Source organism: Bordetella pertussis 18323 (genome assembly GCF_000306945.1).
GTDB lineage: Bacteria > Pseudomonadota > Gammaproteobacteria > Burkholderiales > Burkholderiaceae_B > Bordetella > Bordetella pertussis.
This window is the reverse complement of sequence record NC_018518.1, coordinates 3,803,519-3,827,583: the sequence shown is the minus strand read 5'-3', so window position 1 is coordinate 3,827,583 and position 24,065 is coordinate 3,803,519. Positions and strand designations below refer to the sequence as shown.

Annotated in this window: 25 protein-coding genes and 1 pseudogene; 15 read left to right on the top strand and 11 right to left on the bottom strand. The window is 68.8% G+C overall.

What is annotated here, in order from left to right:
* Nucleotides 1–8: 8 nt before the first annotated feature.
* Both BN118_RS18160 and BN118_RS18155 read left to right on the top strand, forming a co-directional pair.
* Nucleotides 9–902, top strand: coding sequence for a heme o synthase (locus BN118_RS18160; protein ID WP_014906103.1), 894 nt, complete (start codon nucleotides 9–11; stop codon nucleotides 900–902).
* A gap of 19 nt (nucleotides 903–921) precedes the next feature.
* A complete protein-coding gene (locus tag BN118_RS18155; RefSeq protein WP_003815727.1) occupies nucleotides 922–1,524 on the top strand; it encodes an SCO family protein in 603 nt (200 codons plus the stop codon).
* A gap of 171 nt (nucleotides 1,525–1,695) precedes the next feature.
* On the opposite strand, the gene BN118_RS18150 is transcribed toward BN118_RS18155, so the two are convergent.
* A complete protein-coding gene (locus BN118_RS18150) occupies nucleotides 1,696–1,917 on the bottom strand; it encodes a DUF3717 domain-containing protein (RefSeq protein ID WP_003815725.1) in 222 nt (73 codons plus the stop codon).
* 127 nt (nucleotides 1,918–2,044) lie between these two features.
* Here BN118_RS18150 and BN118_RS18145 point away from each other — a divergent pair, with 127 nt between their 5' ends.
* From BN118_RS18145 to BN118_RS18115, 7 genes are all read left to right on the top strand, one after another.
* Complete coding sequence (locus BN118_RS18145) at nucleotides 2,045–2,689, top strand: glycine zipper 2TM domain-containing protein (protein ID WP_003815724.1); 645 nt, start codon at nucleotides 2,045–2,047, stop codon at nucleotides 2,687–2,689.
* Between the two features lie 215 nt (nucleotides 2,690–2,904).
* Entirely contained in the window at nucleotides 2,905–3,618 is a 714-nt protein-coding gene (locus BN118_RS18140) for a PhaM family polyhydroxyalkanoate granule multifunctional regulatory protein (protein WP_003815722.1), read from the top strand.
* Nucleotides 3,619–3,692: 74 nt separating this feature from the next.
* Nucleotides 3,693–5,066 (top strand): bifunctional UDP-N-acetylglucosamine diphosphorylase/glucosamine-1-phosphate N-acetyltransferase GlmU, encoded by a 1,374-nt coding sequence (glmU, locus tag BN118_RS18135; protein WP_003818080.1) that lies wholly within the window; start codon nucleotides 3,693–3,695, stop codon nucleotides 5,064–5,066.
* Complete coding sequence (locus BN118_RS18130) at nucleotides 5,063–6,448, top strand: MFS transporter (RefSeq protein WP_003815720.1); 1,386 nt, start codon at nucleotides 5,063–5,065, stop codon at nucleotides 6,446–6,448. Before glmU ends, BN118_RS18130 begins: the two co-directional genes overlap by 4 nt.
* Before the next feature lie 98 nt (nucleotides 6,449–6,546).
* Nucleotides 6,547–7,497, top strand: coding sequence for an IS481-like element IS481 family transposase (locus tag BN118_RS18125; protein WP_005013747.1), 951 nt, complete (start codon nucleotides 6,547–6,549; stop codon nucleotides 7,495–7,497).
* Nucleotides 7,498–7,608: 111 nt separating this feature from the next.
* The gene (locus BN118_RS18120; protein WP_014906101.1) at nucleotides 7,609–8,931 is read left to right on the top strand and encodes a UDP-glucose dehydrogenase family protein; all 1,323 of its coding nucleotides are present in this window, start codon (nucleotides 7,609–7,611) and stop codon (nucleotides 8,929–8,931) included.
* Nucleotides 8,928–9,989, top strand: coding sequence for a glycosyltransferase family 4 protein (locus BN118_RS18115; RefSeq protein ID WP_010931619.1), 1,062 nt, complete (start codon nucleotides 8,928–8,930; stop codon nucleotides 9,987–9,989). Before BN118_RS18120 ends, BN118_RS18115 begins: the two co-directional genes overlap by 4 nt.
* Here the strand turns inward: BN118_RS18115 and BN118_RS18110 are convergent.
* Together BN118_RS18110 and BN118_RS18105 are read right to left on the bottom strand one after the other, a co-directional pair.
* Nucleotides 9,986–10,936, bottom strand: coding sequence for an IS481-like element IS481 family transposase (locus tag BN118_RS18110; RefSeq protein ID WP_005012067.1), 951 nt, complete (start codon nucleotides 10,934–10,936; stop codon nucleotides 9,986–9,988). The genes BN118_RS18115 and BN118_RS18110 overlap by 4 nt on opposite strands.
* 98 nt (nucleotides 10,937–11,034) lie before the next feature.
* Nucleotides 11,035–11,788: pseudogene (locus tag BN118_RS18105) on the bottom strand (YggS family pyridoxal phosphate-dependent enzyme).
* A gap of 222 nt (nucleotides 11,789–12,010) precedes the next feature.
* On the opposite strand from BN118_RS18105, the gene BN118_RS18100 reads away from it, so the two are divergent.
* Both BN118_RS18100 and BN118_RS18095 read left to right on the top strand, forming a co-directional pair.
* Nucleotides 12,011–13,252, top strand: a complete 1,242-nt coding sequence (locus BN118_RS18100) for an aminotransferase-like domain-containing protein (protein ID WP_010929876.1) — start codon at nucleotides 12,011–12,013, stop codon at nucleotides 13,250–13,252.
* A gap of 113 nt (nucleotides 13,253–13,365) precedes the next feature.
* Entirely contained in the window at nucleotides 13,366–14,382 is a 1,017-nt protein-coding gene (locus BN118_RS18095) for an amino acid ABC transporter substrate-binding protein (protein ID WP_003807287.1), read from the top strand.
* A gap of 34 nt (nucleotides 14,383–14,416) precedes the next feature.
* On the opposite strand, the gene BN118_RS18090 is transcribed toward BN118_RS18095, so the two are convergent.
* From BN118_RS18090 to BN118_RS18075, 4 genes are all read right to left on the bottom strand, one after another.
* The gene (locus tag BN118_RS18090; RefSeq protein ID WP_010929875.1) at nucleotides 14,417–14,893 is read right to left on the bottom strand and encodes a membrane protein; all 477 of its coding nucleotides are present in this window, start codon (nucleotides 14,891–14,893) and stop codon (nucleotides 14,417–14,419) included.
* Between the two features lie 142 nt (nucleotides 14,894–15,035).
* Entirely contained in the window at nucleotides 15,036–15,944 is a 909-nt protein-coding gene (locus tag BN118_RS18085; protein WP_003807291.1) for a hydroxymethylglutaryl-CoA lyase, read from the bottom strand.
* 113 nt (nucleotides 15,945–16,057) lie between these two features.
* Complete coding sequence (gene dprA / locus BN118_RS18080; RefSeq protein ID WP_010929874.1) at nucleotides 16,058–17,170, bottom strand: DNA-processing protein DprA; 1,113 nt, start codon at nucleotides 17,168–17,170, stop codon at nucleotides 16,058–16,060.
* A gap of 100 nt (nucleotides 17,171–17,270) precedes the next feature.
* Nucleotides 17,271–17,756 carry an Lrp/AsnC family transcriptional regulator gene (locus BN118_RS18075; RefSeq protein WP_023853429.1) on the bottom strand — a complete coding sequence of 162 codons (486 nt, stop codon included), beginning with the start codon at nucleotides 17,754–17,756 and terminating at the stop codon, nucleotides 17,271–17,273.
* Nucleotides 17,757–17,892: 136 nt separating this feature from the next.
* Between BN118_RS18075 and kynU the strand changes: the two genes are divergently transcribed.
* From kynU to fmt, 3 genes are all read left to right on the top strand, one after another.
* Nucleotides 17,893–19,143: a kynureninase gene (kynU, locus tag BN118_RS18070; protein WP_003818477.1), complete on the top strand. Its 1,251-nt coding sequence runs from the start codon at nucleotides 17,893–17,895 to the stop codon at nucleotides 19,141–19,143.
* 101 nt (nucleotides 19,144–19,244) lie between these two features.
* Nucleotides 19,245–19,757: a peptide deformylase gene (def, locus tag BN118_RS18065; RefSeq protein ID WP_003807300.1), complete on the top strand. Its 513-nt coding sequence runs from the start codon at nucleotides 19,245–19,247 to the stop codon at nucleotides 19,755–19,757.
* 65 nt (nucleotides 19,758–19,822) lie between these two features.
* The gene (fmt, locus tag BN118_RS18060; protein ID WP_010929873.1) at nucleotides 19,823–20,761 is read left to right on the top strand and encodes a methionyl-tRNA formyltransferase; all 939 of its coding nucleotides are present in this window, start codon (nucleotides 19,823–19,825) and stop codon (nucleotides 20,759–20,761) included.
* Nucleotides 20,762–20,783: 22 nt separating this feature from the next.
* Here fmt and BN118_RS18055 read toward each other — a convergent pair whose 3' ends face one another.
* From BN118_RS18055 to BN118_RS18040, 4 genes are read right to left on the bottom strand one after another with little or no spacing between them, the layout of a single operon-like run.
* Entirely contained in the window at nucleotides 20,784–21,410 is a 627-nt protein-coding gene (locus BN118_RS18055) for a pyridoxamine 5'-phosphate oxidase family protein (RefSeq protein WP_010929872.1), read from the bottom strand.
* Nucleotides 21,407–22,063, bottom strand: coding sequence for an HAD hydrolase-like protein (locus tag BN118_RS18050; protein ID WP_003818481.1), 657 nt, complete (start codon nucleotides 22,061–22,063; stop codon nucleotides 21,407–21,409). The genes BN118_RS18055 and BN118_RS18050 overlap by 4 nt, the downstream gene beginning before the upstream one ends.
* The gene (locus BN118_RS18045) at nucleotides 22,060–22,662 is read right to left on the bottom strand and encodes a hypothetical protein (protein WP_010929871.1); all 603 of its coding nucleotides are present in this window, start codon (nucleotides 22,660–22,662) and stop codon (nucleotides 22,060–22,062) included. Before BN118_RS18045 ends, BN118_RS18050 begins: the two co-directional genes overlap by 4 nt.
* Before the next feature lie 6 nt (nucleotides 22,663–22,668).
* Entirely contained in the window at nucleotides 22,669–23,256 is a 588-nt protein-coding gene (locus BN118_RS18040) for an LOG family protein (protein ID WP_010929870.1), read from the bottom strand.
* A gap of 180 nt (nucleotides 23,257–23,436) precedes the next feature.
* Between BN118_RS18040 and BN118_RS18035 the strand changes: the two genes are divergently transcribed.
* A complete protein-coding gene (locus tag BN118_RS18035) occupies nucleotides 23,437–24,006 on the top strand; it encodes a ferritin-like domain-containing protein (RefSeq protein ID WP_010929869.1) in 570 nt (189 codons plus the stop codon).
* Nucleotides 24,007–24,065 lie beyond the last annotated feature (59 nt).

Below are 24,065 nucleotides of genomic sequence, written 5' to 3'. Positions count from 1 at the left end.
TAGCGACCATGTCCAGTCTTGCTGCCCCCCAAACCGGATTGCTGCGCCAATACCTCGTCCTGACCAAGCCGCGTGTCACGCAGCTGGCGGTATTCTGCGCGGTGATCGGTATGTTCCTGGCCGCGCCTGGCATGCCAGATCTGAGCCACGTGGTGTTTGGCACCCTGGGCATCTGGCTGCTGGCCGCCGCGGCATTCGCCATCAACTGCCTGATCGAGCAGGAGGTCGACGCCCGCATGCTGCGCACCGCGCGGCGCGCGACGGCGCGCGGCACCATCTCCGACATCCAGGTGCTGAGCCTGTCGGGCCTGCTGGGCGGCGCGAGCATGCTGGTGCTGTACCACCTGGTCAACCCGCTGACCATGTGGCTGACCTTCGCCACCTTCGTCGGCTACGCCATCATCTACACCGTCATCCTCAAGCCGCGCACGCCGCAGAACATCGTGATCGGCGGCCTGTCGGGCGCCATGCCGCCGGCCCTGGGCTGGGCCGCGGTGGCCGATTCCGTGCCGGCCGAGGCCTGGGTCCTGGTGCTCATCATCTTCATCTGGACCCCGCCGCATTTCTGGGCGCTGGCGCTGTACCGCAACAACGACTACATCAAGGCCGGCCTGCCCATGCTGCCGGTGACGCACGGCCAGCAATTCACGCGGCTGCATATCCTGCTCTACAGCTTCGCCCTGCTCGCCACCACCTTGCTGCCGTACGCCATCCGCATGAGCGGCGCGCTGTACCTGGCCAGCGCGCTGGCCCTGGGCGGTATGTTCGTCTGGTATGCCTGGCGCCTGTATCGCGAATACAGCGATGCGCTGGCGCGCCGCCTGTTCCGCTTCTCGATCCTGTACCTGGCGCTGCTGTTCGGCGCGCTGCTGATCGATCACTGGGTCGGCCTGCTGCGCTGACTGTAGGAGGGTTGTTTCGATGTTCGCCTTTACTTCCGCACGCCGCCGTGCGCTGCAAGCCGTAGCCGCGATGGGCGTGGCCGCGCTGCTGGCCGCCTGCGGCGAAAGCGCGCCGGCCTTCAAGGGCAGCGATATCACCGGTACGCAACTGGGCAAGAAGCTGGCGCTGGTCGACCACAACGGCAAGCCGCGCACCCTGCAGGACTTCGCCGGCAAGGCGGTGGTGGTGTTCTTCGGTTTCACCCAGTGTCCCGACGTCTGCCCGACCTCGCTGGCCGAGCTGTCGCAGGTCATGAAGCAGCTCGGGCCGGACGCCGACCGCGTGCAGGTGCTGCTGGTCACCGTGGACCCCGAGCGCGACACGCCCGAAATACTCAAGCAGTACGTGACGACGTTCGATCCGCGCTTCCTGGGCCTGACCGGCACGCCCGAGCAGATCAAGCAGGCCGCCGCGTCGTTCAAGGCCTATTACGCCAAGGTCCCGACCCAGGACGGGGCCAACTACACCATGGACCATACCGCCGCCTTCTACCTGTTCGACGGCAAGGGCGAATCGCGCGTACTGGCCACCAATACCGCCGGCGCCGAAGCGCTGGCGCACGACATCAAGGCCTTGCTGTAGACGCGGGGTGTCCATCCCCGCATGAGGACTGACATCTGTGGCAGGGTGTGCCTGTCCCCACTGGGACAGGGCACACCGCGCTACGCCATGAACGGTTGACTGCCAAGACGGTATCTGTCCCCGCATGGGGGGCCGATATCTGTGGACGCCCAAAGCGCCCGGCCGCGCGCCTTATTTCCGGCTGTCCAGCCACGCCTGGTAGGCGGCGCGGGCGGCCTGGCTCAGCTCGGCGGGGGTGATGTCGCGGCGATGGCCGATGATCATCAGCGCATAGGGGGTGGCCAGCGCGGCGGCCTGGGCGCAAAGGCGGGACTCGTCGCCCTGCGAAGGCGCGCGGTGGCGCCAGTAGTTGATGGCTTGTTCCAGCTCGGGCAGGGTGATCGGCGTATCCATCGTGGCATTGTCCCAGAATTGCCAGCGCGGCGAATGGCGTATTCTTTGCAAAGGGTCACCATCGCAATACGCGGAAACGCGGCGGCGGTGCTATACAACGGGCCGTAGTCGTTGCCGGAGAACCGACATGAATCGTCCCTCAGAATCCGCGCCCAGGCGCAGGCTGCACCCGTTGCTGGGCGCCGCGGCCGTTTCCGTCATCATTCTCAGCGCCGTCGCCGTGGCGGCCATGACGGGGGTCTTGCCCAACCTGTCGGCCGGGTCGTCGCCGCAGGCGGCCGCCTCGGCGCAAGAGGCCGCGCTGGCCGGGCCGGAGGCCGCCAATGTGGCTTCCGCGCCGCAGCAGGCGCCCAAGCAGGCCCAGAAGCCGGCCCAATCGGCGCAACCTGCCCAGCAGCCCGCCCAGGCGGGCGCGCCGGCCTGCGCCACCTGCGGCGTGGTCGAGGGCATCCGCACCGTGCAGGTGCCGGTGCGCGATGACAGCAACCATCTGATCGGCACGGTCGCCGGCGGCGTGGTCGGCGGCGTGGTGGGCAACCAGTTCGGCGGCGGCCACGGGCGCGACGCCCTGACCGTGCTGGGCGCGGTGGGCGGCGCGCTGGCTGGCCGTGAAGTCGAGCGCAATATCCGTGAGCAACAGACGGTGACGCATTATGAGCTGACCGTGCGCATGAGCGATGGCAGCCGGCGCCAGTTCCGCAGCGCCCAGCCCTTCGCGTTCGCCTCGGGCGACCGGGTGCGGGTCGAGAACGACCAGCTGCTGCCGGGTTGAGCGCGCGGCCGGCGCGCCCGGATACAGGTGCAAAGAATTCGCAGCATGGCGAGCGGCCGTTCCGTGGCAGACTTGCGGCCAGCGGCGTAGGTCATCCGGCGTTTTGGCAGGGGCTGGAATCGAGCGTAATATCGGGCAGCGATAATGCGGGTCGCATACCGGCCCGCCGCATGTCGATAACGGGCCGGCGCGCCCCAGCCATCGCAGGAGACCGAATGAGCGACTCGCACACCAATCCGTTCGTGCTGCCCGGGATGGGCCAGAATTCGGATCTGTCCGGCAATCCCCTGTTGGCGAGCATGGAAATGATGCGCCAGGCGTGGGCCGGGCTGGCGGGCCCGGGCGGCCTGACCCAGGCCTTGCCCATGGCGGTGCCCATGAACCTGGAAGACCTCGACCGCCGGATCAACGAACTGCGCAGCGTCGAGAACTGGCTGCGCCTGAACCTGTCGATGCTGTCGAGCTCGATCCAGGGGCTGGAGGTGCAGCGCGCCACCATTGCCACCTTGCGCTCGTTCGTCGACAGCGTGTCGTCGGTCGGCGCCGACGAGGCCGCGGGCGGCGCTTCGCCGCTGGAAGTGGCGCTGGGCCTGAAGCCGGCGCCGCAGGGCGGCGGCGCGCCGACCGGCCAAGCGGGTGGCCAGGCCGCCGCGCCGGCTGCGGAAGCTGGCGCCGTTCCTCCCTCCATCAACGCGGCGGCCCAGTCGGCGTCGCAGGCCTGGTGGGACCTGATGCAGCAGCAATTCAACAACCTGGCCGCGGCCACGGCCGCGTCGATGCAGGCCCCGGCGGGCGAAACGCCGCCGCCGGGCGCGGCGGATGCCCCGCCCGCCGCCGCCGGCAAGCCCAAGGCGGCGCGCAAGAGCGCCGCCAAGCCGCGGGCGCCGCGCAAGCGGGCGCCCGCCAAGGGCGCGGCGGACAAGCCGTAGCGCGCCGGCACGCCCTGGAATCGTCGCGCTTATCGAACCTTCGCGTTTACTGACTTTGGATATCTCAGATTTCTATGCTTAATGTAGTGATACTCGCCGCCGGACTGGGCAAGCGCATGCAGTCCGATCTTCCCAAGGTGCTGCATACCCTGGCCGGCCGGCCCATGCTCGATCACGTCATCGGCAGCGCGCGGCAGTTGCAGCCGGCGCGCATCATCGTGGTGGTCGGGCACGGCGCCGATCGCGTCAAGGCGGCCTTCGAGGGCCAGCCCGGCCTGCAGTTCGCGCTGCAGCAGCCGCAGCATGGCACCGGCCATGCCGTGCAGCAGGCGGTGCCGCAATTGCTGGAAGGCGATGGCGAGGACGACGTCACCCTGGTGCTCTATGGCGACGTGCCGCTGGTGCAGCCGGCCACCTTGCAGAACCTGCTGCAGGCGCGCGGCCGCGGCGTCGCCGTGCTGACCGAGGTGCTGGCCGATTCGACCGGCTACGGCCGCATCGTGCGCGATGCGCAGGGCCAGGTGTGCCGCATCGTCGAGCACAAGGACGCCAGCGAGGCCGAGCGCGCCATCAAGGAAGTCAACACCGGCATCCTGGCCGCGCCCACGGCGCGCCTGAAGGACTGGCTGGGCCGCATCACCAATGACAACGCCCAGGGCGAGTACTACCTGACCGACGTGATCGGCCTGGCGGTGGGCGACGGCGTGCCGGTGGGCGCCGCGCAGCCTGGCGCCAGCTGGGAGACCCTGGGCGTGAACAGCCGCGTGCAGCAGGCCCAGCTGGAGCGCGCCTGGCAAAGCGAGCTGGCGCGCCGCCAGCTGGAGGCCGGCGTCACCCTGGCCGATCCGGCCCGCTTCGACGTGCGCGGCACGCTGAGCTGTGGCCGCGACGTGTTCATCGACGTGGGGTGCGTGTTCGAGGGTACGGTTACGCTGGGCGACGGCGTGCGGGTGGGCCCGCACTGCGTGCTGCGCGACGTGGCCGTGCAGGCCGGCGCGCGCATCGAGGCATACTCGCACCTGCAGCAGGCCAAGGTGGGCCAGGAAGCCGTGGTCGGCCCGTATGCGCGGCTGCGTCCCGGCGCCGACCTGGGCGAGCGCTCGCATGTGGGCAACTTCGTCGAGATCAAGAACAGCGTGCTGCAGGCCGATAGCAAGGCCAACCACCTGGCCTATATCGGCGATGCCGACATCGGCGCGCGCGTCAATGTCGGCGCGGGCACGATCACCTGCAACTACGACGGCGTGAACAAGCATCGCACGGTGATCGAGGACGATGCCTTCATCGGTTCCGATACCCAGCTGGTGGCCCCGGTGCGCGTGGGCAAGGGCGCGACCCTGGGGGCCGGCACGACGCTCACCAAGGATGCGCCGGCCGGGCAGTTGACGATTTCGCGGGCGCGCCAGAGCACCATCGAAGGCTGGAAGCGCCCGGTCAAGAAATCGTGATCGGCGAGGATGCGTCCGCCGCCCGGTGCGGCTCCCGCAACTCGCCGCCCGACGGGCTGCCCACGCCGCGCCGGTATTGGGCCGCCGCTACGGTCCTGACCGGCATGAGCCTGGCGGTGCTCGATGCCACCATCGCCAACGTGGCGCTGCCGACGATCGCGCGCGACCTGAATGCCGCGCCTTCCGATGCCGTGTGGGTGATCAACGCCTATAACGTCGCGGTGGTGGTCATGCTGCTGCCCATGTCGGCGCTGGCCGAGCGCGTGGGCTTCCGGCGCATGTTCACCTTCGGCCTGCTGCTGTTCACCCTGTCGTCGCTGGCCTGTGTCTTCGCCGGGCAGCTATGGCACCTGACGCTGGCGCGGGTCTGCCAGGGCGTGGGGGCGGCGACGCTGATGTGCATGTTCGGCGGGCTGGTGCGCAACATCTACCCCCTGCGCATGCTGGGCCGCGGCATCAGCATCAACGCCACGACGGTGGCCGTCATGTCGGTGCTGGGGCCGACGCTGGGTTCGCTGATCCTGTCGGTGGCGTCGTGGCGCTGGATTTTCGCCGTCAACCTGCCCATTGGCATCGTCATCATGTGCGGCCTGCGTTTCCTGCCCGAGGTGCCGCGCAACAAGATGCCGCTGGATTGGCTGAGCGCGCTGCTGGCCATGCTGACGCTGGGCATTTTCATTTCCGGCGTGGACCTGCTGGGGCACGACGTGCTGCGCGGCATCGGGATGATCGCCGTGGCTGTGGCCATCGGCTGGCTGCTGGTGCGGCGCGCCAGCGGCCAGACGGCGCCGCTGGTGCCGGTGGACCTGTTGCGCATCCAGGCGGTGGCGTACGCCGTGGCCGCCTCGGCCTGTACCTTCGCCGCGCAGATGGCCTCGTACGTGGCGCTGCCCTTCTATTTCCAGCAGGTGCTTGAACGCCCCTACCTGCAGATCGGCCTGCTGATGGCGGCCTGGCCGGTGGGCACCGCCGTGGTGGCGCCGGTGGCCGGGCGGCTGTCCGACCGTTACGCGGCCTCGACGCTGAGCGGCGCGGGGGCCGGCATCATGGCGCTGGGCATGGCCTGCCTGACCCTGCTGCCGACCACGGTGTCCAACCCGTGGATCATGGCCGGCATGTTCCTGACCGGGCTGGGGTTCGGCCTGTTCCAGACGCCCAATAACCGCGCCATGCTGTCGTCGGCGCCGCGCCAGCGCAGCGGGGCGGCCGGTGGCGTGCAGGCCACCACCCGGGTGTTCGGCCAGAGCTTCGGCACCGCGCTGGTGGCCATTGCCTTCAGCGTCTATCCCCAGCACGGGCCCACGCTGGCCCTGGCGCTGGGCACGGTATGCGCCTCGCTGGGCGTGGTGGTCAACGTGGTGCGCCGCCGCGCCGAGGCCTAGGTGTGAAGATTCAATAGGTTGTATGCATGGTTCATCCGAACCGGATTTGAGAAACTGGAAATCGCCAACTCCCCAGTTCACTCAAGGAGCCCGGCCGGATGAACACCCATAAGCATGCCCGATTGACCTTCCTACGTCGACTCGAAATGGTCCAGCAATTGATCGCCCATCAAGTTTGTGTGCCTGAAGCGGCCCGCGCCTATGGGGTCACCGCGCCGACTGTGCGCAAATGGCTGGGCCGCTTCCTGGCTCAGGGCCAGGCGGGCTTGGCCGATGCGTCCTCGCGCCCGACGGTCTCGCCCCGAGCGATTGCGCCGGCCAAGGCGCTGGCTATCGTGGAGCTGCGCCGCAAGCGGCTGACCCAAGCGCGCATCGCCCAGGCGCTGGGCGTGTCAGCCAGCACCGTCAGCCGCGTCCTGGCCCGCGCCGGTCTGTCGCACCTGGCCGACCTGGAGCCGGCCGAGCCGGTGGTGCGCTACGAGCATCAGGCCCCCGGCGATCTGCTGCACATCGACATCAAGAAGCTGGGACGTATCCAGCGCCCTGGCCACCGGGTCACGGGCAACCGACGCGATACCGTTGAGGGGGCCGGCTGGGACTTCGTCTTCGTGGCCATCGATGACCACGCCCGCGTGGCCTTCACCGACATCCACCCCGACGAGCGCTTCCCCAGCGCCGTCCAGTTCCTCAAGGACGCAGTGGCCTACTACCAGCGCCTGGGCGTGACCATCCAGCGCTTGCTCACCGACAATGGCTCGGCCTTTCGCAGCCGCGCCTTCGCCGCGCTGTGCCATGAGCTGGGCATCAAGCACCGCTTTACCCGACCTTACCGCCCACAGACCAATGGCAAGGCCGAACGCTTCATCCAGTCGGCCTTGCGTGAGTGGGCTTACGCTCACACCTACCAGAACTCCCAACACCGAGCCGATGCCATGAAATCCTGGCTACACCACTACAACTGGCATCGACCCCACCAAGGCATCGGGCGCGCTGTACCCATCTCCAGACTCAACCTGGACGAATACAACCTATTGACAGTTCACACCTAGGGGCCGCCCAGGGCGGGCGCCGGCCCGGGCGGGAGCGGCGCTCCACTACTTCTATAATGCCCGCAGTGCGGCGGATGGTCCGCTGACGCCGCGTATTGCGAGGTTGCAGGCATGAAAATCACAGTCGTTGGTACCGGCTATGTCGGGTTGGTGTCGGGCGCGTGCCTGGCCGATATGGGCAACGAGGTGCTGTGCCTGGACACGGACGCCGCCAAGGTGGCGATGCTGCGCGAAGGGCACATACCCATCTACGAGCCGGGCCTGGAAGACCTGGTCAAGCGCAACGTGGCGGGCGGCCGCCTGCAGTTCACCGACGACATCGCCGCCAGCGTGGCGTTCGGCGACGTCCAGTTCATCGCCGTGGGCACGCCGCCCGGCGAGGACGGCTCGGCCGACCTGCAGTACGTATTGGCGGCGGCGCGCAGCATCGCCCGCCACATGACGGCCCGCAAGGTGGTGGTGGACAAGTCCACCGTGCCGGTGGGCACCGCCGACAAGGTGCGGGCGGCCATGCAGGAAGTGCTGGCCGAGCGCGGGGTGGAGGTGCCGTTCAGCGTGGCCTCCAATCCCGAGTTTCTCAAGGAAGGCGCGGCGATCAACGACTTCATGAGCCCCGACCGCATCATCGTGGGCACCGACGACGAGCACACCATCGACACCATGCGACGCATCTATGCGCCGTTCCAGCGCACCCACGAGCGCGTGATGGTGATGGACGTGCGCTCGGCCGAGCTGACCAAGTACGCCGCCAACGCGATGCTGGCCACGCGCATCTCGTTCATGAACGAGATGGCCAACCTGGCCGAGGCGCTGGGCGCCGACATCGAACAGGTGCGGCGCGGCATCGGGGCCGATCCGCGCATCGGCTACCACTTCCTGTACCCGGGCATCGGCTATGGCGGCTCGTGCTTCCCCAAGGATGTGCAGGCGCTGATGCGCAGCGCCGGCGAGCACGCCCTGCCCATGCGCGTGATCGAGGCCGCCGAGACGGCCAACCAGGCGCAGAAGCTGCGGCTGGCGCACAAGGTGGTCGCGCGCTACGGCGCGGACCTGCAGGGCCGCACGTTCGCGCTGTGGGGCCTGGCCTTCAAGCCCAATACCGACGACATGCGCGAGGCGCCCAGCCTGAGCACCATCGCCGACCTGACGCGGCGCGGCGCGCGCATCCGGGCCTACGACCCGGTGGCCATGCCGCAGGCCGCCAAGGTCCTGGACGACAACCCCGCGGTCGAACTGGTCGACGACATGTACCAGGCGCTCGACGGCGCCGACGGCCTGCTGATCGCCACCGAGTGGAAGGTGTTCCGGGCGCCCGACCTGACCCGCGTCAAGCAATTGCTCAAGGCGCCGCTGATCATCGACGGGCGCAACCTCTATGTGCCGGCCGACATGCGCGCGCAGGGCTTCGATTACCAGGGCATAGGCCGCGCATGAGGATACTGCAGCTCAACTTCGAGAAAGGCTGGCGCGGCGGCGAACGCCAGACGCTGTACTGCATGCGCGCCTTCCGCAAGGCCGGCCACGATGTCGAGCTGCTATGCCGCGCCGGCGGGCCCCTGCAGGCGCGCGCCGCCGAGGAAGGCTTCGTCACGCATGGCCGGCGCAACGTGCCCGGCCAGCTGGGCTTTCTGGCCAGCGCCGGCGCAAGCTACGACATCATCCATGCCCAGACCGCCAACACCGTGACCTGGGCCGTGCTGACCAAGGCGCTGCACCGCCGGCCGGTGGCGTTCTCGCGCCGCACTTCGTTCGTGGTCGAACCGGGCGAGGAGTGGAAGACCGGCTTCAAATGGCGCCGGGTCGACCTGTTCGTGGCGATCAGCGAGATGGCCGCCGGCGAGCCGCGCCGCCTGGGCATCGAACCGGTCATCATCCGCAGCGCGGTCGAGCCGCACGTCATCGATCCGGTCAACGTCGAGCGGCTGGCGCGCGAGTTCGCCCTGCAAGGCAAGAAGGTGCTGGCCACCTCGGCGGCGCTGATCCACGACAAGGACCCGCTGACGCTGGTGCGGGCGGTCGGCGAGCTGGCGCGCCAGCGGCAGGACTTCGTGTTCCTGCATTTCGGCGCGGGCGGCGACCGCGAGGCGCAGGCGCGTGCCGAGGCGCAAGCCCTGGGCCTGGACGGCGTGTACGTGTTCGCGGGTTTTCGCAAGGGCGTCGAAGACTTCTACAGCATCATGGACGTATTCGTCATGAGCTCGCTCGAAGAGGCGCTGGGCAGCAGCGTGCTGGATGCCTTCCTGCAACGGGTGCCGGTGGTATCGACCGACGCCGGCGGCCTGAAGGAAAGCCTGGCCGACGGCCGCGGCGTCCTGTGCGCCGTGGGCGATCATCATGCGCTGGCCGCCGGCATGGCGCGCTGCCTGGACGACGCGGCGTTTCGCGCCGACGTCACCCAGCGCGCCTACGATTACGTGCGCACCGAACACGACGTCACGGAAATGGGCCGGCGCTACCTGGCCCGATTCGAGCAATTGCTGGCGCGGCGCTAGCTGTGAACTGTCAATAGGTTGTATTCGTCCAGGTTGAGTCTGGAGATGGGTACAGCGCGCCCGATGCCTTGGTGGGGTCGATGCCAGTTGTAGTGGTGTAGCCAGGATTTCATGGCATCGGCTCGGTGTTGGGAGTTCTGGTAGGTGTGAGCGTAAGCCCACTCACGCAAGGCCGACTGGATGAAGCGTTCGGCCTTGCCATTGGTCTGTGGGCGGTAAGGTCGGGTAAAGCGGTGCTTGATGCCCAGCTCATGGCACAGCGCGGCGAAGGCGCGGCTGCGAAAGGCCGAGCCATTGTCGGTGAGCAAGCGCTGGATGGTCACGCCCAGGCGCTGGTAGTAGGCCACTGCGTCCTTGAGGAACTGGACGGCGCTGGGGAAGCGCTCGTCGGGGTGGATGTCGGTGAAGGCCACGCGGGCGTGGTCATCGATGGCCACGAAGACGAAGTCCCAGCCGGCCCCCTCAACGGTATCGCGTCGGTTGCCCGTGACCCGGTGGCCAGGGCGCTGGATACGTCCCAGCTTCTTGATGTCGATGTGCAGCAGATCGCCGGGGGCCTGATGCTCGTAGCGCACCACCGGCTCGGCCGGCTCCAGGTCGGCCAGGTGCGACAGACCGGCGCGGGCCAGGACGCGGCTGACGGTGCTGGCTGACACGCCCAGCGCCTGGGCGATGCGCGCTTGGGTCAGCCGCTTGCGGCGCAGCTCCACGATAGCCAGCGCCTTGGCCGGCGCAATCGCTCGGGGCGAGACCGTCGGGCGCGAGGACGCATCGGCCAAGCCCGCCTGGCCCTGAGCCAGGAAGCGGCCCAGCCATTTGCGCACAGTCGGCGCGGTGACCCCATAGGCGCGGGCCGCTTCAGGCACACAAACTTGATGGGCGATCAATTGCTGGACCATTTCGAGTCGACGTAGGAAGGTCAATCGGGCATGCTTATGGGTGTTCATCCGGCCGGGCTCCTTGAGTGAACTGGGGGGGTGGCGATTTCCAGTTTCTCAAATCCGGTTCGGATGAACCATGCATACAACCTATTGAATCTTCACACCTAGGGCGCGCTGGCCGGGCGCGCGCCGAACAGGGCGCTGCCGATGCGGATTTCGGTCGAGCCTTCCTCGATGGCAATTTCGAAGTCGCCGCTCATGCCCATGGACAGGCGGTCCAGCGCCACGCCGGGCACGCTGTCGCGCGCGCGGTCGCGCAGTTCGCGCAACAGGCGGAAGCAGGCGCGCACGGCCCGCGGATCCTCGTCGTTGACGGCCATGGTCATCAGGCCCTGCACGCGCAAGGCCGGGAAGTCGCTGACCAGGGTGCGCAGGAAGCCAGGCAGCAGTTCGGGCGCCAGTCCATATTTGCTGGGTTCGGGCGAGGTCTTCACCTGCACCAGCACGTCGAGCGAGCGCGCCTCCATTTCCATGGCGGCGCTGCAGCGCGTCGGCCAGTTCCAGCCGGTCCAGCGACTGGACTTCGGCGACATCGCGCGCCACGTCCTTGGCCTTGTTGGTCTGCAGGTGTCCGATCATGACCCACTGCAGGTCCAGGTCGGCCAGCTCCGGCGCCTTGTGGCGGATTTCCTGGGTCTTGTTCTCGCCGAAACGCCGCAGGCCCAGCGCCGCGGCGTGCCGGATTGCCTCGACGGGAAAGGTCTTGCTTACCGGCAGCAGCGCCACGCTTTCGGGCGGACGTGCGCCGCGTTCACAGGCGGCCTTGATGCGGGCCTGGATGGCGGCCAGCCGGTGCGGCATCGAATCTACTTCTGTCATGCGGTATCTCTCGTATGCGCCGCGGCGTTGCGCGGCCATGTCACCCATAGCACCCATAGTTTAGGGCCTGGCCGCGCCTGGCGCTGCGGGAGCGGGCGGCGCGGGTTGCGCCGATGCCGCATCCGGGCCGCCGTGCGTTGACCCTGCTTTGTCCCCCTCTTAGAATCGTCGGGTATTTGTTTAGATTTCAACGTTCTGGCGCGGCCCGCCGCCGGCCTGCCCGGCGCCGCGCCCTCCTTACTCTTTCCGCCTCCGCCTCCCATGCCCCTCGCCGCGCCCGATTATGCGTTTGCCGCGCCTTTCCAGCATCCGCCCGCCTCGCCGATCCGCTCGCTCATGCCCTATGCCATGCGGCCGGGCACCATTTCGCTGGCGGGAGGCTACCCGGCCCAGGAGCTGTTCGACGTCGAGGGGCTGGCCGCGGCTTCGCGCCAGGTGCTCGAACGCCTGGGCGCCTGCCTGCAGTATTCGAACATCGACGGACAGGCCAGCCTGCGGCACGAGCTGGCGCGCCTGAGCGCGGCGCGCGGCCTGCACTGCGACGCCGACACCGAACTGGCGGTCACGGGCGGGTCGCAGCAGGCGCTGGCGCTGCTTGCCCGGGTGATGCTGCAGCCGGGCGACGCCGCGGTCATCGAGACGCCGGCCTTTCCCAATTCGGTACAGGCGTTGCGCTACACCGGCGCCGCGGTGCATACCGTGCCGTCCGGGCCGAGCGGCATCGATCTCGATGCGCTCGATGCGCTGGCCGCGCGGGTGCGTCCCAAGATGGTCTGCGTCGTGGCTTCGTTTTCCAATCCATGCGGGGCCACCATCAGCCGCGAACGCCGCCTCAGGCTGCTGGAGCTGGCGGTCAGGCATCGGTTCCTGATCGTCGAGGACGACCCCTATGGCGAACTGCGCTTTGCCGGCGAGACGGTGCCGCCCATCGCGGCGCTGGCCGAGGGGCAGGCGCGCCATTGGGCCGTGTATATCTCCAGCATGTCCAAGACCATGGCGCCGGCGCTGCGCATCGGCTGGGTGGTGGCGCCGGCCGAGGTGCGCCGCCGCGTGGTCGGGGCCAAGGCGGCCGACGATATGGCCTGCTCGGCCTGGACCCAGGAAATGGTGGCCCAGTACCTGGCCGACGGCCGCTATGCGCAGCATGTGCCGCGCATTCGCGCCGCCTACGGCGCGCGCTGCGACGCCATGGCCGCGGCGCTGCAACGCGAGCTGGGCGACCGGGTCGTGTTTCGCAAACCCGAGGGGGGCATGTTCTTCTGGGCGCGCCTGAACGGCGCTATCGACGCGACGCGCCTGCTGCCCTACGCTATCGAGCACGAAGTCGTTTATGTGCCGGGCAAGGCGTTCTACGCCGACCCGGCCCAGGCCGATCCCCATGCCTTGCGCATGTCGTTCGCCACCATGAACGAGACGCAGATCGCGCAGGGCATCGTGCGCCTGGGCCGCGCGCTGCAGGCCTGCGAGGCCAACGCGCCGGTATCGATTTCGCTGGCGGCCTGAGGCCGCCGGCATATGGTTCGAACGCCCGGTTATTTGCCGGTGCCTGGCGGGCTGGGTAATCTTGCGGGTTTGGTCGGCGCCGGGGGCGCCGCAACGCAACGGAGGGCAGGAACATGAAGATCGCACAAGGATTGGCCGCGGCCGCGCTGCTGGCCGGCATGGTGGCCGGCGCGCAGGGCGCCACGCTGGATGTGGTGAAAAAACGCGGCACGGTCGTGTGCGGCACCACAACCGGTTTCGCCGGGTTCTCGGCGCCCGACAAGCAAGGCACCTGGCGCGGCCTGGACGTCGACCTGTGCCGTGCCGTCGCCGCGGCGGTGTTCGGCGACGCCAGCAAGATCAAGGTCGTGCCGCTGAATTCGCAGCAGCGCTTCACCGCCCTGCAATCGGGCGAAGTGGACGTGCTGACCCGCAACACGACGGTGACGCAGCAACGCGACACCGCGCTAGGCATCATCCACGCCGGCATCAATTTCTACGACGGCCAGGGCTTCATGGTGCCCAAGTCGCTGGGCGTCAAGAGCGCGAAGGAACTCAACGGCGCCACCATCTGTCTGCAGACGGGCACGTCCAACGAGAACACGCTGGCCGACTGGGCGCGCGCCAACCAGGTCAGCTACAAGCCGGTGGTGATCGAAACCTTCAACGAAGTGGTCAATGCCTTTGCCTCGGGGCGCTGCGACGTGTTCAGCACGGATGCGTCGGGCCTGGCGTCGATCCGCATTTCGCGGCTCGAGAAGCCCGATGACTACGTCGTGCTGCCGGAGATCATTTCGAAAGAGCCCCTGGGGCCTTTCGTGCGCCAGGGCGACGACGCGTGGCTCAATATCGTGCGCTGGTCGCTGTCGGCCATGATCGAGGCCGAGGAGTACGGCGTGACCACGGCCAACGTGGACGAGCAGCTCAAGAGCGAAAACCCCAACGTGCGCCGCATCCTGGGCGTGACGCCGGGCGCCGGCGCCAACCTGGGCCTGGATGAAAAGTGGGCCTACAACATCATCAAGCAGGTCGGCAACTACGGCGAGAGCTTCGAGCGCAACGTCGGCCAGGGCAGCCCGTTGAAGATCCAGCGCGGCCTGAACGCGCAATGGACCCAGGGCGGCCTGATGTACGCACTGCCGATCCGCTGACGCAGCGCCCGGCGGTCCGTGGCGGGCCGCCGTCTCAGCGCTTGCGGCGGTACAGCAGCGAAATCTTGGCGAACGCGACCTGCAGGTCGCGGGTGCCGCCCTGGAACACGATGGGGCGGCCATGGCGCGTGAAGACGACCAGCCGCTTGGAAAACAGCAAGGGCACGAACTTGGCGAACTGGATGTCCTGCCAGGCGACTTCGCGGCGGGTGATCCAGGTCTGCCGCAGGCCCGACTCGTCGATGCGGGTGACCGAAATCTGCATGTGCCACGACACCAGCGCCAGGCCGAGGAAGCACAGGATGATGGTGCCGGCCAGTATGGGGTTGACCTGGCCGGGCGGCAGGCCGATGGCGGTCGTCACGATCTGCACGCCGATCACGGCCAGCACGATCCAGGCCAGGATGCGCACCCAATCGGGCCAGGCCTGGCCGGACAGCGGCAACGGGCCGATTTCCTGCAGCAAGGCGGCGTGTTCTTCCGGGGTCGGTGCGGCGAATAGATTGTTCATGAATGGAACGGGCGATGCGGCGAGGCCGCGTAGCATGAGGAGGGCGTATGGGCGCCCTGGCGTCGTTGCCGCGGGGCTCCGGCGCGGGGCCTGGCGCGGGAGCTCCTGCGGGTCGTGCATTCTACGCGGGCTGGTCCCTGGCTCAGGCCGCGCGCTTGGCCGCCACGGCGTTGCCAGCGCGGCTGGAGCCCTTGCGCTGCAGGTGGCCCGAAATCCACTGGCCGATATCGACCACGGCGTCGAAATCGATGCCCGTCTCGATGTCCAGGCCGCGCAGCATGTATAGCACGTCCTCGGTGGCGACGTTGCCGGTCGCGCCCTTGGCGTAGGGGCATCCGCCCAGGCCCGATGCCGAGGCGTGGAAGATGGCGATGCCGGTCTCCAGGGCCGCCAGGATATTGGCCAGCGCCTGGCCGTAGGTGTCGTGGAAATGGCCCGAGACGCGCGCCGGGTCGACCACGCGCGTGACGGCGTCCATGACCTCGCGCACCCGGCGCGGCGTGCCCACGCCTATGGTGTCGGCGACGTCGATTTCGTCGCAGCCCAGCGCCAGAAAGCGCCGGGCCACATCCACCACGGCCTCGACCGGCACTTCGCCCTGGTAGGGACAGCCCAGCGCGCAGCTGATGCTGCCGCGCACCCGCACGCCGGCCTGCCTGGCGGCGGCGGCCACCGGCTCGAAGCGCGCGATGGATTCGGCGATCGAGCAGTTGATGTTCTTCTGCGAAAACGCCTCGCTGGCCGCGCCGAAAATCACGATTTCGTCGGCGCGGGCGGCCAGGGCGCCTTCCAGCCCTTTCATGTTGGGCGTCAGCACCGAATAAATCGTGCCCGGCCGGCGCGCGATGCGCGCCATCACCTCGGCGCCGTCGGCCATTTGCGGCACCCACTTGGGCGATACGAACGACGCGGCCTCGACATTCTGGAAGCCGGCTGCGCTCAGGCGGTCGACCAGTTCCACCTTGATGTCGGTGGCGATGAATTCCTTCTCGTTCTGCAAGCCGTCGCGGGGCGAGACTTCGACGATCTTGACGCGGCTGGGCTGGGACATGGCTGTTCCTGTGGATGGGTCGGCCGCCCGCGCGGGCGGCCGTGATTCGCGATCAACGAACAATATTAGTACGTTCCGCGCGGCGGGCGCCGCCCCGCTTGCGGGCAGCGGCCTTAGCGCAGGCGCTGGAACCGGCCGCCCTCGACGCGCGCGACGCGGCCATCGAGTTCCAGCTCCAGCAGCTGGGCGTTCAGGCTGGCGGCGTCCATGCCGGTGCGGGCTTGCAGCGCATCCAGGTGCAGGGGATCGAAGCCCAGCGCATCGAGCAGGGGGTGGGGCGGCGCCGGCCGGGCCGGCGGGGCGGTCCGCGCCGAGGCGGCCGGGCCCGCGCCGCCCAGCTCGTCGGCGATGTCCTGCACGGTTTCGACCAGCTTGGCGCCCTGGCGGATCAGGGCATGGCAGCCGCGCGACAGGGGCGAGTGGATGGAGCCGGGGATGGCGAACACTTCGCGGCCGCTTTCGCCGGCCAGCCGCGCGGTGATGAGCGAGCCGCTCTGGCGCGCCGCCTCGACCACCAGGACGCCGCGCGCCAGGCCCGCCACCAGGCGGTTGCGGCGCGGAAAATGGTGGCGCTGGGCGCCCGTGCCCAGGGGCAGTTCGCTGACCAGCGCGCCGTGCTGGACGATGCGGTGCGCCAGGTCGCGGTGCGCGGCGGGGTAGATGCGGTCGATGCCGGTGCCCATCACGGCCACCGTGCCGGCGCCCTGCTCGCCGGCCAGCAGCGCGCCTTCGTGGGCCGCCGCGTCGATGCCCAGGGCCAGGCCGCTGACGATGCACCAGCCCTGGCCGGCCAGGTGGCGCGCGAAGGCGCGTGCGTTGTCCTGCCCGCCGGGCGTGGCGTTGCGCGCGCCCACCACCGCCATGGCGGGCCGGCGCAGGCAGGCGGGGTCGCCGTTGACGTACAGCAGGATGGGCGGGTCGGCGATGGTCAGCAGCTGTTGCGGATAGGCGGGGTCGGCCAGGGTCAGGATGTGGTGGCCGGGTTGCTCGGCCCATTGCAGCGTTTGTTCGATCAGCGCCGCGGCCTCGTCGGACAGTGGCGCGCGCAGCTGGCGCGCGACGTCCTGCGGCACATGGCGCGCCAGCGTGGCGCTGCCTTGGGCGTAGATCTGCTCGGGCATGCCCAGCGCGGCCAGCAGCGCATAGGCGGCGGCGGGACCGACGCCGGGTTCCTGCGACAGGCGCAGCCAGGCGGAGAGTTCGGCGCGGGTGTGCGTGAGCGGCATGGCGTGAGAAAGAAATCGGACGGCCGTAGTGTCGCATGCGTGCGCGGCGTGCGCGGACGGATGCGCGACTTTGCCGCCACGCTCGGCTGCTGCCGAGCCGCTATGGCCCGGCCAGGCCGGCCGGGCCCACGGGCAACACGCCGCCGCAATCCTTCACCTTGCGCATGACGATGTGCGAGTGGATCTCGCGCACGCCGGCGATGCCGTTGAGCTTGTCCACCACGAAGGCCGAGAACGCCGCCAGGTCGCGCGTGCGCACCTGCAGCACATAGTTCGACGAGCCGGTCACGATGCTGGCCTGGCGCACTTCCTCCAGCCCGGCCAGGCGCGCGACGAAGGCCTCGTGCCAGCCAGCCTGGGATTGATCCAGCGATACGTGCACGATGGCCTCGAAGTCCAGGCCCAGGCAGCGCGGATCCAGCACCGCCCGGTAGCCCTGGATGACGCCGCCGTCTTCCAGGGCGCGCACGCGCCGCAGACAGGCCGACGGCGATAGCGCGACCCGGTCGGCCAGGTCCTGGTTGCTCAGGCGGCCTTCGGTTTGCAGGATGTCGAGGATGCGGCGATCGATGGCGTCCAGTTGCATGGGCAATTTTCTTTCGTGCTGTTCGAATTGGTTCGCATATTCGTGCAAATCGGCCTCGCTGTCATGGTGATTTTGCAATCAACCCCGGGCCGCCCGCTGCTACCATATTTGATATTTCAAGTATCGGGAAGAAGCAATGACGACGCGCCAGGCTTGCCTGGAGGCCGACCGCCGCGATCCGCTGGCCGCCTTCAAGGACGAGTTCGAACTGCCTGCCGGCCTGATCTACCTGGACGGCAATTCGCTGGGCGCGCTGCCCAGGGGGGCGGCGGCGCGCGCCGCGCAGGTCATCGGCCAGGAATGGGGGCAGGGCCTGATCCGCAGCTGGAACACCGCAGGCTGGTTCGAGCTGCCGGCGCGGCTGGGCAACAAGCTGGCCGGGCTGATCGGCGCCGGACAGGACGAGGTCGTCATGACCGACAGCACCTCGCTGAACATTTTCAAGGCGCTGGCCGCCGCCTTGCGGCTGGCGCAGCGCGCCGCGCCGCAGCGCAAGGTGATCGTGTCCGAGCGCGACAACTTCCCGACCGACCTGTACATGATCCAGGGCATGATAGACCTGCTGCGGCAGGGCTACGAACTGCGCCTGGTCGACGCCGGGCTGTCGCTGGAGCAGGCGCTGGACGACGACGTCGCCGTGGTGCTGCTCTCGCACGTGAACTACCGCACCGGCGCCATGCACGATATGGCCGCCGTCTCGCGGCGGGCGCATGCCCGCGGCGCGCTCATCATCTGGGACCTGGCGCACGCGGCCGGCGCCGTGCCCGTGGCGCTGGATGCCGATGGCGCGGACTTCGCCGTGGGCTGCACCTACAAGTACCTCAATGGCGGCCCGGGCTCGCCGGCCTTCATCTGGGTCGCGCCGCGCCATCGCGACGACTTCTGGCAGCCGCTGTCGGGCTGGTGGGGGCATCGCCAGCCGTTCGAAATGGCCGACACCTACGTGCCCGCGCAAGGCATACGCCGCTATCTGTGCGGCACCCAGCCGATTGTCTCGCTGGCCACCGCCGAATGCGGCCTGGATATCGCCCTGCGGGCCGATATCGCGCAGGTGCGCGCCAAGTCCCTGGCGCTGGGCGATCGGTTCATCGCGCTGGTGGAAAGCCGCTGCGCCGACCATCCCCTGACCCTGGCGACGCCGCGCGAGCATGCGCGCCGCGGCAGCCATGTCAGCTTCCTGCATCCGCAGGGCTACGCCGTGATGCAGGCGCTGATCGCGCGCGGGGTCATCGGCGATTATCGCGAACCTGAGCTGCTGCGCTTCGGGCTCACGCCCCTGTACCTGAGCCACGCCGATATCTGGGATGCCGTCGAGATCCTCCGGGAGGTGCTGGACACCCGCGCCTGGGACCGTCCCCAATACCGCGAGCGCGCCGCGGTGACCTGAAGCCCGGCATATCCCGGACTTAGGAGAAACCTATTAGAAATCAAGTGTCTAATGAATTATGATATGAGTCTGCATACATAGACTTTGGCGCTTGATTCCTCATGGCTTTGCTTTCCATCCTTCGTTATCCCGACCCGCGCCTGCACAAGACGGCCAAGCCGGTCGCGGTGGTGGACGACCGCATCCGGCAGCTGGTTCGCGACATGGCCGACACCATGTACGATGCGCCGGGCGTCGGGCTGGCGGCCACCCAGGTCGACGTGCACGAGCGCGTCGTGGTGATCGACGTCTCGGAAGAGGGCAACGACCTGCGCGTGCTGATCAACCCCGAGATCACCTGGAAGAGCGACGAACGCCAGACCTACGAGGAAGGCTGTCTGTCGGTGCCCGGCATCTACGACGAGGTCGAGCGCGCCGCGCGCATCCGCTGCAAGGCGCTGGACCAGCAAGGCCAGCCCTACGAGTTCGAGGCCGACGGCCTGCTGGCCGTGTGCGTGCAGCACGAGATCGACCATCTCGATGGCAAGGTGTTCGTCGAATACCTGTCCAACCTCAAGCAGAACCGCATCAAGACCAAGCTCAAGAAGGCCGAGCGCGAGGCCGAGCGCGCCTAGGCGGCGCGCCCGTTCTTGATGTCCGCGGCGCGCGCGCCGCGCCCTGACCCGTTTCCGACCGTCCCATGCGCCTTGTTTTCGCCGGCACTCCCGAATTCGCCCGTATCGCGCTCGATGCGCTGCTTGCCGCCGGCCACGACGTGCCGCTGGTGCTGACCCAGCCCGACCGGCCGGCTGGCCGCGGCCTGAAATTGACGCCCAGCCCGGTCAAGCAGGCGGCCCTGGCCGCCGGCATCGAGGTCGCCCAGCCGCGCAGCCTGCGGCTCGACGGCCGCTATCCGGACGAGGCGGCCGCCGCGCGCGCGCAACTGGAGCGCGTGGCGCCGGATGTCATGGTGGTGGCCGCCTACGGCCTGATCCTGCCGCAATGGACGCTGGACCTGCCGCGCCTGGGCTGCCTGAACATCCACGCCAGCCTGCTGCCGCGCTGGCGCGGCGCGGCGCCCATCCAGCGCGCCATCGAGGCGGGCGACGCCGAGACCGGCGTGACCATCATGCAGATGGACGCGGGCCTGGACACCGGCGACATGCTGCTGGAGCGCGCCGTGCCCATCGGCGCGCAGCAGACCGCCGCGCAATTGCACGACGAACTGGCCCGCGTGGGCGGGCAGGCCATCGTCGACGCGCTGGCCGCGCTGGCCCAGGGCGGCCTGGCGCCGCGCCGCCAGCCCGACGCCGGCGTGACCTACGCGGCCAAGCTGTACAAGGCCGAGGCGGCGCTCGACTGCAGCCTGCCGGCCGCGGTGCTGGCGCGCCGTGTGCGCGCTTTCAACCCCGTGCCGGGCGCGACCATCCGCCTGCCCGGCCTGGACGATCCGGTCAAGGTGTGGCGCGCCCAGGCGCTGGAGCAGGCTGCCGGCGGCACGTCCGGGGCCGTGTTGCGTGCCGATGCGCAAGGCATAGATATCGCCACCGGGCAGGGCGTGCTGCGCCTGCTGGAATTGCAGAAGGCCGGCGGCAAGCGCCAGCCGGTGGACGTCTTCGTGCGCGGCTGGCAGCCCTGAGGCGTCCGCCGCCGCCAGCCTGCTAGTACACCGTCGCGCGCACGCGCTCGGGCAGCTCGCGGTCGTAGCGTTCGCCGTCGAGCATCCCGGCGCTCAGCGCGCCGAGGATCTGGCCGGCGCTGGGCAGGCTGGCGCGGTCCACGCGGGCATCGGGGTTCCACAGCGCCGACCGCACGATGGCGCGCGAACACTGGAAGAACACCGTTTCCAAGCGCACGCGCAGCACGCTGCGCGGCGGCTTGCCGTCGACCGCGAAGCGCGCCAGCAGCGCCGGTTCGACGCTGATCTCGGCCTGCCCGTTCACGCGCAGCGTCTCGCCCACCCCCGGCACCAGGAACAGCAACGCCACGCGCGGATCGGCCACGATGTTGCGCAGGCTGTCGATGCGGTTGTTGCCGCGTCGATCCGGCAGCAGCAGCGTGCGGTCGTCCTCGATGACGACGAAACCCGGGCCGTCGCCGCGCGGCGAGGCGTCCAGCCCCTGCGGGCCGCTGGTGGCCAGCACCACGAACGGCGCCGCTTCGACGAAGGCGCGGTAATGGGGGTGCAGGTAATCGACTTCCTTGGTCAGCGAGTTCGGGGCCGGCGTGCCGTACCGGGCCTGCAGGGTGTCGAGGTCGGTGATGCGATGCGTGGGATCGGAGCTCATGGCGTCGGTGGGAAGGAGGGAAAGCCGGGCGCGAGCACGGCGGCCAGATCGGCCACCTGCTCGAAGATTTCGTCTGGCGCACGGGCGCGCAGCGCGTCGACGTGGTTGTAGCCCCAGGCCACCGAGCCCGCCATCACGCCGGCCTTGCGCGCGGCGTCGATGTCGCGCATTTCGTCGCCGATCAGGATGCAGCGGGTCCGCTCCACGCCATGGCGGGCCATCAGGCGCGCCAGCTTGGCGGGCTTGCCGAACAGGTCGGCGCCGCATTCGTAGTCGTCGATCAGCGCGCCGGTCTGCGGACCCAGCACGCGGCGCACGTTGTCGAGCGAGTTCGAGCTGCACACGGCCAGGCGCAGGCCGGCCGCCTTCAGTTGCGCGAGCGCGGCCGGCACGCCGGCGAACATGCGCACCGCCGGATCGATCTCGCGCATCAGCTGGCGCACATGGGCCATGATGGCCGGCAGCTTCCAGACCGGCACTTCCAGGAACGCCATGATCTCGCGCGTGCTGCGGTGGCGCAGCTGCGCCTTGTCGGCGGCGCTGGCCTTGCGGAAGCCGTACTTGTCGGCTACCCCGTCCATGACGGATTCGAACCAGGGCAGGGTATCGGCCAGCGTGCCATCGAAATCGAACGCGGCCAGCCGGTATTTCATGCCATGCCGCCGGTGGGATCGGCGCGGCGCACGTCGCGGCGCAGCCAGTACATGATCGGCGCCAGGCTCTCGATGGGCGGCGCGCTGGCCACCACGCGCTGCGCGTCGGTCCACGGGTAGGGCAGCGCGGTCAGCCAGCCGAACACGGGGCCGGCCGTGTCGGCGGGCAGCGTCAGCATCGATTCGATGGTGATGGTCAGCCGCTTGACCAGGTGCGGCTCGGCCTGGAACACCCAGTCATAGCTGCCGCACCCGACGCGGACCTCGCCGCTGGCCTTGTCCGTCATGCCCACTATCCAGTCGCACGAGAACTCGGGCAGCACGGCGTGTTCGCCCGGATGCGCCAGGTAGAAGGTGTAGACGTTGTCGTAGGTCTGGCCGAACTTGCGCGACAGCGTGTCGGCGATGGCCGCCAATCCGTGCGACTCGGGCGGAAAGGCGATGGCCTGTGTGCGCAGCGCCATTTTCAGCACGGCGTCGGGCGCGAAGGCGCGGGCCATGTACAACGGCCGGTTTTCGTCCTTGGCGCGGAAGTAGTCGCGCAGCAGGCAGGCCGTGGTGCGTGGAGCGGCGGGTTGGGTCGGCATGGCGTGGGTCATCGCGGGTCAGTGTTCGCCCGGCGCGATCCACTTGGAAACCGTGGGCGCGACGTAGCTGGCGAAGTGGTCCAACAGGGCTGCCGGGTCGTGGTCGATGGCGAGCATGGCGCGATGTTGCGGGCGCATGAAGGCTTCATCCACCGTGTGATTCAGGAACTGACCCAGCAGGTCGTAATAGCCGGCGATATTGAGCAGGCCGCATGGCTTCTGGTGCATGCCCAATTGCGCCCAGGTCCAGATTTCGAAGATCTCTTCCAGCGTGCCCGCGCCGCCGGGCAGGGCGACGAAACCGTCGGCCTTCTGCGCCATCAGCGTCTTGCGCTCGTGCATCGACTGCACCACATGCAGTTCGGTCAGGCCGCGGTGCGCCAGCTCCTTCTTCATCAGCGCCTCGGGAATGATGCCGATGACCCGGCCGCCTTCGGCCATCACGGTATCGGCCACCGCGCCCATGATGCCGACGCTGGCGCCGCCGTACACCAGTCCCAGGCCGCGCTTGACCAGCTCGCGTGCGAAGCCTTGCGCGTGCTCGATGTACTCGGGTTGGCGGCCGCTGTTCGAGCCGCAGTACACACAGATGTTCTGAATTTTCATAACTCGTTCAAGAGTCCATGCGCTCGTTACCAGTTGCATCGCGAGCGCGGGCCAGGCCCTAGTTTACGCAAACTGGGACGAGGCCTGCCGCGGACGGCCATGGGCAATGTCTTGACACAGCGCGGCGCGCCCAGGTCTGTACACTGGATCGAGAGGGGCGCTTGAACATACAGCGTCGTTTTGTCTTCTATTTTGGGAGTCAGCGATATGGAACAGTCAGCCACCCAGCCACACCGCGCGTTCGCCGTCGATGTGAAGGCCATCCGGGCCAAGGTCCGCCGCGACATCGAGTCCGGCGCCGTGACCGAGGGATACCGCGCCGATCGCGCGACCGTGCTGCGCCTGCTCAACGAAGCCCTGGCCACCGAAGTGGTCTGTTGGCTGCGCTACAAGCGCCACGCCTTCATGGCGCGCGGCTTGAGCGCCGAGCCGGTCGCCGCCGAATTCGCCGAGCATGCCGCCGAGGAACAGGGGCACGCCGACCGTCTGGCCGAACGCATCGTGCAGCTCGGCGGCGAGCCCGATCTCTCGCCGGTCGGCCTGCTCGAACGCAGCCACGCCGAATATGTGGAAGGCAAGGATCTCAAGGACATGATCAAGGAGAACCTCATCGCCGAACGCATCGCCATCGACAGCTATCGCCAGATGGTCGACTATGTCGGCGAGGCCGATCCGACCACGCGCCGGCTGCTGGAGGACATCCTCGCCATGGAAGAGGAGCACGCCGACGACCTGTCGGACCTTCTGTGATCCCGCCATGAAGGAGGCGCCGTGTTGATTCGGTGCCTGTCCCGACAGGGACGGGCACC

Bases quoted from the DNA above. Each gene is read 5' to 3' on its own strand.
- BN118_RS18090 (WP_010929875.1), bottom strand. From the start codon at position 14,893: ATGAACAATCTATTCGCCGCACCGACCCCGGAAGAACACGCCGCCTTG.
- kynU (WP_003818477.1), top strand. From the start codon at position 17,893: ATGACGACGCGCCAGGCTTGCCTGGAGGCCGACCGCCGCGATCCGCTG.
- BN118_RS18120 (WP_014906101.1), top strand. From the start codon at position 7,609: ATGAAAATCACAGTCGTTGGTACCGGCTATGTCGGGTTGGTGTCGGGC.
- BN118_RS18095 (WP_003807287.1), top strand. From the start codon at position 13,366: ATGAAGATCGCACAAGGATTGGCCGCGGCCGCGCTGCTGGCCGGCATG.
- BN118_RS18075 (WP_023853429.1), bottom strand. From the start codon at position 17,756: ATGCAACTGGACGCCATCGATCGCCGCATCCTCGACATCCTGCAAACC.
- dprA (WP_010929874.1), bottom strand. From the start codon at position 17,170: ATGCCGCTCACGCACACCCGCGCCGAACTCTCCGCCTGGCTGCGCCTG.
- BN118_RS18125 (WP_005013747.1), top strand. From the start codon at position 6,547: ATGAACACCCATAAGCATGCCCGATTGACCTTCCTACGTCGACTCGAA.
- BN118_RS18040 (WP_010929870.1), bottom strand. From the start codon at position 23,256: ATGAAAATTCAGAACATCTGTGTGTACTGCGGCTCGAACAGCGGCCGC.
- BN118_RS18110 (WP_005012067.1), bottom strand. From the start codon at position 10,936: ATGAACACCCATAAGCATGCCCGATTGACCTTCCTACGTCGACTCGAA.
- BN118_RS18050 (WP_003818481.1), bottom strand. From the start codon at position 22,063: ATGAAATACCGGCTGGCCGCGTTCGATTTCGATGGCACGCTGGCCGAT.
- BN118_RS18055 (WP_010929872.1), bottom strand. From the start codon at position 21,410: ATGAGCTCCGATCCCACGCATCGCATCACCGACCTCGACACCCTGCAG.
- BN118_RS18045 (WP_010929871.1), bottom strand. From the start codon at position 22,662: ATGACCCACGCCATGCCGACCCAACCCGCCGCTCCACGCACCACGGCC.
- BN118_RS18085 (WP_003807291.1), bottom strand. From the start codon at position 15,944: ATGTCCCAGCCCAGCCGCGTCAAGATCGTCGAAGTCTCGCCCCGCGAC.
- BN118_RS18160 (WP_014906103.1), top strand. From the start codon at position 9: ATGTCCAGTCTTGCTGCCCCCCAAACCGGATTGCTGCGCCAATACCTC.
- BN118_RS18145 (WP_003815724.1), top strand. From the start codon at position 2,045: ATGAATCGTCCCTCAGAATCCGCGCCCAGGCGCAGGCTGCACCCGTTG.
- glmU (WP_003818080.1), top strand. From the start codon at position 3,693: ATGCTTAATGTAGTGATACTCGCCGCCGGACTGGGCAAGCGCATGCAG.
- fmt (WP_010929873.1), top strand. From the start codon at position 19,823: ATGCGCCTTGTTTTCGCCGGCACTCCCGAATTCGCCCGTATCGCGCTC.
- BN118_RS18100 (WP_010929876.1), top strand. From the start codon at position 12,011: ATGCCCCTCGCCGCGCCCGATTATGCGTTTGCCGCGCCTTTCCAGCAT.
- BN118_RS18155 (WP_003815727.1), top strand. From the start codon at position 922: ATGTTCGCCTTTACTTCCGCACGCCGCCGTGCGCTGCAAGCCGTAGCC.
- def (WP_003807300.1), top strand. From the start codon at position 19,245: ATGGCTTTGCTTTCCATCCTTCGTTATCCCGACCCGCGCCTGCACAAG.
- BN118_RS18140 (WP_003815722.1), top strand. From the start codon at position 2,905: ATGAGCGACTCGCACACCAATCCGTTCGTGCTGCCCGGGATGGGCCAG.
- BN118_RS18115 (WP_010931619.1), top strand. From the start codon at position 8,928: ATGAGGATACTGCAGCTCAACTTCGAGAAAGGCTGGCGCGGCGGCGAA.
- BN118_RS18150 (WP_003815725.1), bottom strand. From the start codon at position 1,917: ATGGATACGCCGATCACCCTGCCCGAGCTGGAACAAGCCATCAACTAC.